Origin of the sequence: Apilactobacillus kunkeei (assembly GCF_001421115.1) — a bacterium.
GTDB classification, from domain to species: Bacteria; Bacillota; Bacilli; order Lactobacillales; family Lactobacillaceae; genus Apilactobacillus; species Apilactobacillus kunkeei_F.
Genome location: NZ_JXCW01000001.1, coordinates 83604 through 95870, shown reverse-complemented (window position 1 = coordinate 95870; position 12267 = coordinate 83604). Strand labels below are relative to the sequence as shown.

Genomic DNA, 12267 nt, shown 5'->3' with positions numbered 1-12267 from the left:
TGCCTTGAAAGGAAGCTAAACATTGAAACCAATTAGAATCCTATATATTTCAGTGGCTGGTAACACGCGTAACTTTGTGACCAACTTACAAGAATATGCTAAAAACGTACATAATGACGACGACAATAACCCGTTAATTGAGTTAGAGGAAATCACCGATCAATCAGACTTCGCTGATGAAACCGGCAATTTCTTCGCATTCGTGCCTACCTACTTAGATGGCGGCAACGGCATTGATAACGGCGTCAAAGAAATGATGACCAACACTTTGGGCGAATATATCGACTACAACGACAACGCTAAATACTGTATTGGGGTTATCGGTTCAGGTAACAAGAACTTCAACGAGCAATACTGTCTAACTGCCAAACGTTACGCTAAACAATTCAACGCACCATTTGTGACCGACTTTGAACTTCGTGGAACTGATCGAGACGTGGTCAGAGTCTATGATGAATTAAAAAAATACGATAAATAAAAAGGATTCGTTTCATATCGAAACGAACCCTTTTTTAATTTGATTATTCTGTTTTACGACTGATAATCATAACCGCGAATAATGCGATTAGCATTAAGACGGTAACGAAGATGAACAATGGATTGTAGCCAAAGTCTTCAACAAACAATCCGGCGAATAGTGGACTGATTGCACGTCCGGCTGACATCAACGCATTGAACATCCCTTGGTACTTACCCTTTTCCGACTTGGTTGATAGTTGATCAATCCATGCAGGCACATCAGGTAGTCCCAGCATTTCACCAAATGTTAGGAAAATCATGATGGCTAAAAAGACTGGGAAAGTCTTTGCGTAAACTAGGAAGAAAAACGAAATTGCGAAGATAAATACTCCCAAGAAAACTTGGTGATTTAAATGAATTTTTAGTCGTTTACTTACGTAATTTAATATAGGTTGTCCAAATACAATCATTAGACCATTTACTGTCCAAAGCATTGAGTATGCTTCAAACGGAATCCCCATTCTAACCATGTGGACTGACATGACGCTTTCCCACAATGTATAACTCAAGTAGACGGTAAATACCATGATACAGATTGGATAGATTAGTCGAACATTGGACTTTAAAATCCCCTCTTTTTCTTCCTTGATTTCTTCTTTTGGAATACTGTTATCGTAGTCTGAAAAGTCGATGTTGAAGTATACAAAAGTAAGCAACCATAGCAAGATGTAAAATACCGCTGCGGTCATAAAGACAATGGTGACACCGTATTTTAGTAGGTATCCAACCATCGCAGTTCCGATTACGACCCCGATGTTTAATCCAACATATAGGATGTTGAATACCGTTCTGGTGTCCTTACTCTTAACGTTGGTAGCATATGAGTTTAGAAGCGTTAGGTTAATCCCATCTCCAAATCCTAAAACTACCATTAGAATCGCAAAGGTAGGCCATCCATGAAAGAAAATTAATGCTAAAATGGCGGCCGTCGAGACGGTAATACCAATCAAGGCTGCTTTATACGCTGACCAATGATCAAATAAATAACCCCCGATGTAATTACCAATAATGGTAAAACCGGAAATAAATAGTAATGATACCCCCGACACTAGTAGTGACTTATGTAAGTAGTCATCGATATACATCGTTACTAGTGGCCACATGAATGCAGCACCGGAATTTAACAGTAGTGAATAGAAAAATACTAAACGAAGTCCTAATTCTGTTCTTTTCTTCATGAATCCTCCCCCTTATTCAAATGTTCTAACAACAATTATAATTCATTTGAGAGCATAATATCCATTAAGAGATGTTTAAATTATTAAATTTTAGTAAAGCGTTTACATTTCTTTTGTGCTATGGATTAAAAACACTTTTTTAATTTAGCATGGTGTTATATAATAGCCTTGTATTATTAACCGAAAATGAAATATATTTCATTTGATTCGTTAAAATTTTTCTATAAGGAGTGACGGTAATTGGCAACAGCAACTCGTGCCTTGTTCATGCTTTTTGGTGCAACAGGTGACCTAGCTAAACGTAAATTATATCCATCTATTTTTAACCTATACAAAAAAGGTTACGTAGATAACGATCACTTTGCATTAATCGGTACTGGTCGTCGTGAATGGAGCGACGAAAAGTTCCGCGAAGTAATCTTGGACTCTGTAAGTGCCAACGCTGACAGCGAAGAACAAGCAAAAGCTTTCGCTAGTCATTTTTACTACATGTCACACGACGTAACTAATCCAGAACATTACGACGCATTAAGTGACTACGCAAACAAGTTAGACCAACAATATGATATTGAAGGAAATCGTATCTTCTACATTTCCATGGCTCCTAACTTCTTTGGAACTGTAGCTAAAAACTTAAAAGCCCACAATTGTTTATCAGACAATGGCGGTTTCAACCGTTTAATTATCGAAAAACCATTCGGACGTGACTACGACACAGCTGAAGAATTAAACAATGCTTTGGCTAAATCATTTAACGAAAACCAAGTTTACAGAATTGATCATTACTTGGGTAAAGAAATGGTTCAAAACATTATTGCATTACGTTTTGGTAACCCACTAATTGAAGGTATTTGGAACAACAAGTACATTGACAACATTCAAGTAACCCTTGCTGAAAAGCTAGGTGTTGAAGAACGTGCCGGATACTATGATGGTTCTGGTGCCCTACGTGATATGGTACAAAACCACACTATGCAAATGCTTACTATTCTTGCAATGGAAGACCCTATTTCATTCAAGGACGTAGACATCCGCAGAGAAAAGATTCGTGCACTAAGAAGCATGCATGTTTACACTGAAGACGAAGCTCGTCAAAACTTCGTTCGTGGACAATATGGTGCAAACGGTGACCAAAGAGATTACCGTCACGAAGACAACGTTCCTAACGATTCAATTACCGAAACTTACGTTGCCGGTAAAGTATTGTTCGAAAACAAACGTTGGAAGAACGTTCCTTTCTACATCAGAACTGGTAAGATGCTAACTGACAAGTTTACTAGAATCGATGTTGTATTCAAGAAACCCCTAGTAGACATCTTTGCAGCTGCTAAAGGAACTGAAAGCGAATTAAAAAACAACGTGCTTACTTTATTCGTAGACCCTGTTAACAAGATCATCCTACGTCTAAACGGAAAGCAAGCTGGTCAAGGTATGGAAATGCAACCACTAGACTTAACTCACACTCAAAGTGATGAAGAAAAGGCTGCTACTCCAGAACCATACGAACGTTTAATCCACGATGCTATCTTAGGTAACGCTACTAACTTTGCCAGTTGGGACGAAGTAAGTCGTGCTTGGGAATTCGCCGATGTTATCAGACACGTTTGGGATACTGACAAACCAGACTTCCCTAACTACACACCAGGTTCAATGGGACCTGATGCTGCCGACGAATTACTAGCTCGTGATGGCAGAGCTTGGGTTTTTAACTCAAAAAAATAATTTATATGACATTTAATCATTAAAATGTTAAAATCTAAGTGTATATTTATACACAATTTTCTTTAAAAAGGAAGGTTTATAATGGCTGACTCAAAAGCAAACATTGGTGTTGTTGGAATGGCTGTTATGGGTAAGAACTTAGCCCTTAACATTGAAAGCCGCGGCTTCACTGTAGGTATTTTTAACCGTTCAGCTTCAAAGACTGAAGCGGTAATGAAGGATCACGCAGACAAGAACTTGGTACCAAGTTACTCTGTTGAAGATTTTGTTAACTCACTAGAAACTCCACGTCGTATCGTTATGATGGTTAAGGCTGGTAAGCCAACTGACGCAACTATCGACTCACTATTACCTTTATTAGATAAGGGTGATATCTTAATTGATGGTGGTAACACTAACTTCCATAACACAATCGAAAGAAACGCTAGACTAGATGCATCTGGTATCAACTTTATTGGTATGGGTGTTTCTGGTGGTGAACTAGGTGCTTTACACGGTCCATCACTAATGCCTGGTGGTCAAAAAGAAGCATACAAGCTAGTTGAACCTGTTTTAACTCAAATCGCTGCTAAGGCTAGCGATGGTAAGCCATGTGTTGCTTACATCGGACCTAACGGTGCAGGTCACTACGTAAAGATGGTTCACAACGGTATTGAATACGGTGATGAACAATTAATCGACGAAAGTTACGACATTCTTCGTAACGGTGCCGGTATCGACATTGACGAATTAGCTGATATCTTCAAGGAATGGAACAAAGGTGAACTAAACAGTTACCTAATCGAAATTACTGCTGATATCTTAACTAGAAAAGACGATTTAGGTGCTGACAAGAGCAAGCCTATCGTTGACATGATCTTAGACCGTGGTGCTAACAAGGGTACTGGTAAGTGGTCATCAGAAGATGCCATGGAAGTTGGTACTGACCAATCAGTTATCACTGAATCAGTTTACGCTCGTTTCATCTCAATGCTAAAAGACGAACGTCTTGCAGCAGCTAAGGTATTAAACGGTCCTAAGGCTTCAGACATCATCAACGATGACGAAAAGAAGGACTTAGTAGAACGTGTACGTAAGGCTCTATACTTCGGTAAGATTATGAGTTACGCTCAAGGTTTCGAACAACTACGTTTCGCTTCAGAACAATATGACTGGAACTTGAAGTTCGGTGAACTAGCTCAAATCTGGCGTGAAGGATGCATTATTCGTGCCCAATTCCTACAAAACATTACTGACGCTTTCGAAAAGGATGAAAACCTAACTAACCTATTGTTAGACCCATACTTCTCAGAAATCGCTAACAAGTACCAACAAGATGCTCGTGATGTTGTTGCTCTTGCAACTAAGGCTGGTATTCCAGTTCCATCACTTTCAGCAGCTGTTAACTACTACGATTCATACCGTGCTGAAGTATTACCTGCTAACTTACTACAAGCACAACGTGACTACTTCGGTGCTCACACTTATGAACGTACTGACCGTGAAGGTAACTTCCATTACCCATGGTACACTGAACAATAATATAATTATTGATCACAATAAAAAGAGACGATTAAATCGTCTCTTTTTTAATACATACTAGTTTGTAATGGTTATTAATTGCAAATGAATATAAACAGGAATATACTATAACCAATCTTGAAAAAAGAGAGGTTATTTTTTATGTCTACCGAAAAAGTCTACACAGATTATTTCTTTTACGAACCCGCTTTTAACACGCACGACGGTGGTTACATTCCTTTGGAAGAACCAAACGTGGAACAACAAAAGTTAAAGGTTCCAGAATTACTTACCCCTGACAAAGAGACCGATACTGACATGTACTACACAGTTACCTCACAAGCTGGTGAAGCACAAATTATGCCCGGTAAAGCCACTAAGACATGGGGATACAATCAAGCACTACTAGGTAAGACCATTTTATTCAAACGTGGTAAGAACATTCACGTCACTGTTAAAAACGAATTACCTGAATTAACTACCTATCACTGGCATGGTTTAAACGTTCCCGGTGATATCGATGGTGGTTGTCACACCCCTGTCTACCCAGGTGAAAGTAAGGTTTTAAATTTCAAGTGTGATCAACCTGCAGCTACCCTTTGGTTGCATGCTCATCCATGCCCATCAACCGCCGAACAAGTTTGGCATGGCCTAGCTACCGCTGTTGTCGTCAAGGATGAACATGAAGCAACCCTTCCAATCCCACGTAATTATGGTGCCGACGATATCCCCGTTATCTTACAAGATCGTCGTTTCCATGAAGATAACCAATGGGATTACAAGGCTGATTACGACCCTGATGGCGTTCAAGGTCCTACAGCAATGATTAACGGAACAGTTAACCCATACTTTGATGTCACCACCCAAAAGGTTCGTCTTCGTCTACTAGATGGTGCCAACCGTCGTGAATGGCGTTTGCACTTCTCAGACGACCTTGAATTCACCCAAATCGCAGGTGATGGTAGCCTCTTAACCCACCCAGTTAAGTTTACCCACCTAATGATTACTTGTGCCGAAAGACAAGAAATTGTCGTTGATTTCGGTCAATACAAACCAGGTGATGAAGTTGTTCTATATTCTGACGATGTCCCCATCATGCATTTTAGAATCCATGAATTCGCAGAAGATAACAGCGTTATTCCTGACACCCTATTTGAAATGAACACACCCAAAGTTACTGAGAACACACCCGTCCGAAAAGTCGTTATGTCTGGTATGGATGAAGAAGTTGCCCTAGATGGTAAGAAGTTTGATATGGAAAGAATCGATGCCAAACAAACCATGGGTAACTGCGAAATCTGGGAAGTTACCAACACCAACGACTGTGAAAACGGAATGGTCCATCCATTCCACATGCATGGCTGCCAATTTGAAGTATTAGACAGAGATGGCCATGCCCCATACCCTAATGAAACTGGTCTAAAGGACACCATCGGAGTAAACCCTGACGAAACAGTTCGCTTCAAAGCATGGTTCGACCACCCCGGCGTCTTCATGTATCACTGCCACATCATCGAACACGAAGATGGCGGTATGATGGCGCAAATCCAAGTCGATGACCCAGACCACCCACAAGAATTCCACCTAACTAAGATGGATGACTTGATGAAGGCATTTGCCGAAGAACGTGGTGTTGCCGTCGAAGACCTCGACTTAAGTGGTATGTCTTGTTACGACCACATGGAAAATATGGATCACTGTAATATGTAAAAAGAGAACCTAATCATTGATATGATTAGGTTCTCTTTGCATTTTGATTAGATGATGAAAAATATTTATATCAATTTATAAGTGAAATGTTGTCAAAATATAATAATTGGTGTACAATGAACATTGTAATAAAACTAGAAAAAAGGAGTGAACAACATATGACTGAATTAACTTTTGATCCAGGAGCGTCGAAAGATCATTCTATCAAGGGAAAATTGATGTCAGAAGTTGTTTCAATTCTAAACAAATAGAATTGAGATGACCTTTGACAGTTAATTTTCCCGAAATCAACATAATCAATATAGATTATTTAGATGGAGAATTAACTGTTGTTGGTTATCTCAGTATCCTTTAGCTGCATGCTTAACGGTGAAACGTTAATTAACAGTGAAATGTTAGCAGCTAATAACAGTAATTTAAAATTAAATATTAATAATTGCTTGATGATGCTTCACCTTCTAGGGAACTAGTTGGGGAGGTATGGACAACAGTTTATGCTACTACTAAATTTTACGAACAGATAAACTGAGTAATTATGAGATTACACAAAAATCTTCGTTGAGTCCACGGGGACGTGGGTTTACGCCAAAGTAATTGCTACTTATCTGTTATCAATATTAATTATAAAAGAGACAACTTTGTAGGTTGTCTCTTTTCTTGTGTTAAACACGAGAAAAAAGACCGGATCATATTGATTCGGTCTTTTTATTTACACTTTTGAAATAAGTAAGTTACATCTATAATTTCTAATCAAATAAAAGCTATTTTTAGCCTCTGTGGGCTTACAGTAATCTTTATGATTAATTACATAAGCGAGATGATAATTAGTTAAAAATGCCGTTTTTTAGTTTTCAGTATGGTCTAATTATTTATGAATGCCGATTGATTTTAGATATTTAGCTTCTTTTTCAGGATCGAATTCTTTTTCAGACTTACCGATAATCACAGTTGCTAGTGAGTTACCGATAACGTTAACTGCTGTTCTAGCCATATCGATGAAACGGTCAATTCCGGCAATGAATGTTAAACCAGAAACTGGAATACCAACAGTTGAAACGGTTGCTAATAGCACAACGAATGAAGCACCAGGAACACCGGCCATACCCTTTGAAGTAATCATTAGGGCAACAAGTAAAGTAAGTTGTTGACCAATGCTTAGGTGAATTCCGTAGGCTTGAGCTAGGAATAATGCAGCAAGTGATTGGTAAATTGCTGAACCATCAAGGTTAAATGTGTACCCGGTTGGGATTACGAATGAAACGATTGATGGGCTAACACCAAACTTAGTCATCTTATCGATACTTCTTGGTAGTGCAGCTTCTGAACTGGCAGTTGAGAATGCTAATACGGCTTCTTCTTTAACAACCTTTAGAAGATCAGTAATCTTAAAACCAAAGATTCTAGCAGCCAGTCCCATAACAACAAGTACGAATACAATCATTGTTAGATAAGTTAATAAAACGAAGTAACTTAGTGGAGCTAATGCAGAAACACCAAGTTCAGCTAGAGTAACACCAATTAATGCACAGACACCAATTGGTGATAACTTCATAATCCAACCAGTAATCTTGAACATTACTTGTGAAACGGCGTTTAAGAAATCAACGATAATCTTACCCTTTTCACCAACAGCAGCAGTACCTAAACCAAAGAATACTGAGAATACGATGATTGGCATCATATCACCAGAAGCAATTGAGTTAAATACGTTTACCGGAATTAGGTTAATTAAAGTACCCCATATTCCAGTGTGGTTAGCAGTCTTTGCTGTAGTCATGTATTGGGTAATATCAGTAGCGTGTAATGAATGCACGTTAATGAAGTCACCAGGATGGAAAACATTACCAACAACTAAACCTAAAACAATGGCAATTGTAGTCATAATTTCGAAGTATAGAATGGTCTTTCCACCGATACGGCCTAACTTATGGATATCACCAATGTTGGCAATCCCAACAGTTAAACATGAAACAACGATTGGGACAACGATCATTTGAATCAAACGAATGAACATTGTACCAACACTTTGCATTGCAGTAATTGCGGTAGCGTTCTTGTAGAACACTAGACCTAGGATGATACCTAAAATTAAACCAATCAGGATTTGCCATCCTAGTGTTATCTTAAATTTCTTCATCACGAAGCCTCTCCTTAATATGTATTAATATAATTTTATCATAAATCACGAATAATATCCCCGGTTAATAATGAAAATGTACCTAAATAACGATAAAAAACAAACTATTTTATGTAGTTTTACGATAGTAATTCAGATATTAACATTATGGTGTGCCCTTGAATTAACGAAATATCTCTATCTCCATTCAAATCCTGCAGTTAATCAAGTATAATCAGCACACCTCTTTAATTCTATCATAAAAAGTAATCTATCGTTTTGAATGTACAAAAAAAGAGCTACCAAACGGTAACTCTTTTATAAATTGCGCGGCGACTTCCTACCCTTGCAGAGGGCGATCCCTCAACTACTATTGGCGTTTAGAAGCTTAACTTCTGTGTTCGGCATGGGAACAGGTGTATCCTTCTAGCTATCGCCACCACACTATTTATCTGAAAGAACTTCGTTCTCTCAAAACTAGATATTATTTATTTCTTCCGATTACTACCTTACTTGGTTAAGTCCTCGACCAATTAGTACTAGTCCGCTCCATACATCACTGCACTTCCACTTCTAGCCTATCTACCTAATCATCTCTTAGGGGTCTTACTTCCATAAAGGAATGGGAAATTTCATCTTGAGGTCGGTTTCACACTTAGATGCTTTCAGCGTTTATCTCATCCATACATAGCTACCCAGCGATGCCCCTGGCGGGACAACTGGTACACCAGCGGTATGTCCATCTCGGTCCTCTCGTACTAGAGACAGCTCCCCTCAAATTTCCTACGCCCGCGACGGATAGGGACCGAACTGTCTCACGACGTTCTGAACCCAGCTCGCGTACCGCTTTAATGGGCGAACAGCCCAACCCTTGGGACCAACTACAGCCCCAGGATGCGATGAGCCGACATCGAGGTGCCAAACCTCCCCGTCGATGTGAACTCTTGGGGGAGATAAGCCTGTTATCCCCAGGGTAGCTTTTATCCGTTGAGCGATGGCCCTTCCATACGGTACCACCGGATCACTAAGCCCGACTTTCGTCCCTGCTCGACCTGTCTGTCTCGCAGTCAAGCTCCCTTTTGCCTTTACACTCGAAGAATGATTTCCAACCATTCTGAGGGAACCTTTGGGCGCCTCCGTTACTGTTTAGGAGGCGACCGCCCCAGTCAAACTGCCAATCAGACACTGTCTCCCACCACGATAAGTGGTGCGGGTTAGAGTGTTAGCACAGCGAGGGTAGTATCCCAACAATGCCTCCACCGAAACTAGCGTCCCGGTTTCCACGGCTCCTACCTATCCTGTACAAGCTATGTCAACACCCAATATCAAATTACAGTAAAGCTCCATGGGGTCTTTCCGTCCTGTCGCGGGTAACCTGCTTCTTCACAGGTATCTCAATTTCACCGAGTCTCTCGTTGAGACAGTGCTCAGATCGTTACGCCTTTCGTGCGGGTCGGAACTTACCCGACAAGGAATTTCGCTACCTTAGGACCGTTATAGTTACGGCCGCCGTTTACTGGGGCTTCGTTTCTGGGCTTCGCCGAAGCTAACTCATCCACTTAACCTTCCAGCACCGGGCAGGCGTCAGCCCCTATACTTCATCTTACGATTTTGCAGAAACCTGTGTTTTTGATAAACAGTCGCCTGAGCCTTTTCACTGCGGCTGCACTTGCGTGCAGCACCCCTTCTCCCGAAGTTACGGGGTCATTTTGCCGAGTTCCTTAACGAGAGTTCACTCGCTCACCTTAGGATACTCTCCTTGACTACCTGTGTCGGTTTGCGGTACGGGTAGTTAATTACTCACTAGAAGCTTTTCTCGGTAGCGTGACATGGCCCACTTCTCTACTTTATTTCGATCCTCATCACAGCTTGTCAACACGGTCACAAGCATTTCACTCATGACCTGACTTACTGCTTGAACGCACATATCCAACAGTGCGCACAGGTTAGCCTTCTACGTCCCTCCATCGCTCAAACATAATTAACTAGTACAGGAATCTCAACCTGTTATCCATCGCCTACGCCTCTAGGCCTCGGCTTAGGTCCCGACTTACCCTGGGAGGACGAGCCTTCCCCAGGAAACCTTAGTCAATCGGTGGAATAGATTCTCACTATTCTTTCGCTACTCATACCGGCATTCTCACTTCTAAGCGCTCCAGCAGTCCTTACGGTCTACCTTCGTTGCCCTTAGAACGCTCTCCTATCACATGACTACGTCATGTCCACAATCTCGGTAATATGCTTAGCCCCGGTAAATTTTCGGCGCAGAATCACTCGACTAGTGAGCTATTACGCACTCTTTAAATGGTGGCTGCTTCTGAGCCAACATCCTAGTTGTCTATGCAACTCCACATCCTTTTCCACTCAGCATATATTTAGGGACCTTAATTGGTGGTCTGGGCTGTTCCCCTTTCGACGGTGGATCTTATCACTCATCGTCTGACTCCCGGACATATAAATCGATGGTATTCGGAGTTTATCTGAATTTAGTAACCCATGACGGGCCCCTCACCCAAACAGTGCTCTACCTCCATGATTCTAAGTCCGAGGCTAGCCCTAAAGCTATTTCGGAGAGAACCAGCTATCTCCAAGTTCGTTTGGAATTTCACCGCTACCCACATTTCATCCCAGCACTTTTCAACGTACACGGGTTCGGCCCTCCGGTGCGTTTTACCGCACTTTCAGCCTGAACATGGGTAGATCACCTGGTTTCGGGTCTATCCCAACATACTGTAACGCCCTATTCAGACTCGCTTTCGCTACGGCTCCGGACTTTTCGCCTTAACCTTGCATGTTAGCATAACTCGCCGGTTCATTCTACAAGAGGCACGCCATCACCCATTAACGGGCTCTGACTGCTTGTAGGCACATGGTTTCAGGAACTATTTCACTCCCCTTCCGGGGTGCTTTTCACCTTTCCCTCACGGTACTGGTTCACTATCGGTCACTAGGGAGTATTTAGCTTTGGGAGATGGTCCTCCCGGATTCCGACGACGTTTCACGTGTGTCGCCGTACTCAGGATCCTGAACTGAGGTTAATTGATTTCGCCTACGGGGCTATCACCCTGTATCGCTTAACTTCCCAGATAATTCGACTATCAATTAACTTGGTAACTCAAATGTTCAGTCCTACAACCCCAAAGAGCAAGCTCTTTGGTTTGAGCTGTTCCCCGTTCGCTCGCCGCTACTTAGGGAATCGAAATTTCTTTCTCTTCCTGTGGGTACTTAGATGTTTCAGTTCCCCACGTCTGCCCCCAAACTAGATATGTATTCTCTAGCTGGTGATAATCGATTAAGATTATCGAGTTTCCTCATTCGGAAATCTCCGGATCAAAGCTTACGTACAGCTCCCCGAAGCATATCGGTGTTAGTCCCGTCCTTCATCGGCTCCTAGTGCCAAGGCATCCACCATGCGCCCTTCATAACTTAACCTATTTCATCACTACGTGATGTTTGGTTAGTTGAGTATTTACGAATAAACTAATATTTTAAAACTCAAAATAACGCGGTGTTCTCGGTTGA

The 12267-nt window shown here is 41.2% G+C and carries 6 protein-coding genes and 2 rRNA genes; 4 read left to right on the top strand and 4 right to left on the bottom strand.

Features of this window, described 5'->3' with window-relative positions:
- The first annotated feature begins 22 nt into the window (after positions 1-22).
- Complete coding sequence (nrdI, locus tag RZ55_RS00405; protein ID WP_057175441.1) at positions 23-478, top strand: class Ib ribonucleoside-diphosphate reductase assembly flavoprotein NrdI; 456 nt, start codon at positions 23-25, stop codon at positions 476-478.
- A 43-nt stretch (positions 479-521) separates the two neighbouring features.
- Here nrdI and RZ55_RS00400 read toward each other — a convergent pair whose 3' ends face one another.
- On the bottom strand, positions 522-1697 hold the full coding sequence (locus tag RZ55_RS00400; protein ID WP_057175440.1) for an MFS transporter: 1176 nt from the start codon (positions 1695-1697) through the stop codon (positions 522-524).
- Between the two features lie 240 nt (positions 1698-1937).
- On the opposite strand from RZ55_RS00400, the gene zwf reads away from it, so the two are divergent.
- The 3 genes from zwf to RZ55_RS00385 all read left to right on the top strand — a co-directional run bounded on the left by zwf (position 1938) and on the right by RZ55_RS00385 (position 6629).
- Positions 1938-3419, top strand: coding sequence for a glucose-6-phosphate dehydrogenase (gene zwf / locus RZ55_RS00395; RefSeq protein ID WP_057175439.1), 1482 nt, complete (start codon positions 1938-1940; stop codon positions 3417-3419).
- A gap of 81 nt (positions 3420-3500) precedes the next feature.
- Positions 3501-4940 carry an NADP-dependent phosphogluconate dehydrogenase gene (gene gndA, locus RZ55_RS00390; RefSeq protein WP_034531023.1) on the top strand — a complete coding sequence of 480 codons (1440 nt, stop codon included), beginning with the start codon at positions 3501-3503 and terminating at the stop codon, positions 4938-4940.
- Between the two features lie 141 nt (positions 4941-5081).
- Positions 5082-6629: a multicopper oxidase family protein gene (locus tag RZ55_RS00385; protein WP_057175438.1), complete on the top strand. Its 1548-nt coding sequence runs from the start codon at positions 5082-5084 to the stop codon at positions 6627-6629.
- An 865-nt stretch (positions 6630-7494) separates the two neighbouring features.
- On the opposite strand, the gene RZ55_RS00380 is transcribed toward RZ55_RS00385, so the two are convergent.
- The 3 genes from RZ55_RS00380 to RZ55_RS00370 all read right to left on the bottom strand — a co-directional run bounded on the left by RZ55_RS00380 (position 7495) and on the right by RZ55_RS00370 (position 12177).
- The gene (locus tag RZ55_RS00380) at positions 7495-8766 is read right to left on the bottom strand and encodes a cation:dicarboxylate symporter family transporter (protein ID WP_034531015.1); all 1272 of its coding nucleotides are present in this window, start codon (positions 8764-8766) and stop codon (positions 7495-7497) included.
- 306 nt (positions 8767-9072) lie between these two features.
- Positions 9073-9189, bottom strand: a 5S ribosomal RNA gene (gene rrf / locus RZ55_RS00375).
- Between the two features lie 69 nt (positions 9190-9258).
- A 23S ribosomal RNA gene (locus tag RZ55_RS00370) occupies positions 9259-12177 on the bottom strand.
- Positions 12178-12267 lie beyond the last annotated feature (90 nt).

What these genes read in the sequence shown, in the direction of transcription:
- RZ55_RS00400 (WP_057175440.1), bottom strand. Translation starts at nt 1,697, where the DNA reads ATGAAGAAAAGAACAGAATTAGGACTTCGTTTAGTATTTTTCTATTCA.
- gndA (WP_034531023.1), top strand. Translation starts at nt 3,501, where the DNA reads ATGGCTGACTCAAAAGCAAACATTGGTGTTGTTGGAATGGCTGTTATG.
- RZ55_RS00385 (WP_057175438.1), top strand. Translation starts at nt 5,082, where the DNA reads ATGTCTACCGAAAAAGTCTACACAGATTATTTCTTTTACGAACCCGCT.
- RZ55_RS00380 (WP_034531015.1), bottom strand. Translation starts at nt 8,766, where the DNA reads ATGAAGAAATTTAAGATAACACTAGGATGGCAAATCCTGATTGGTTTA.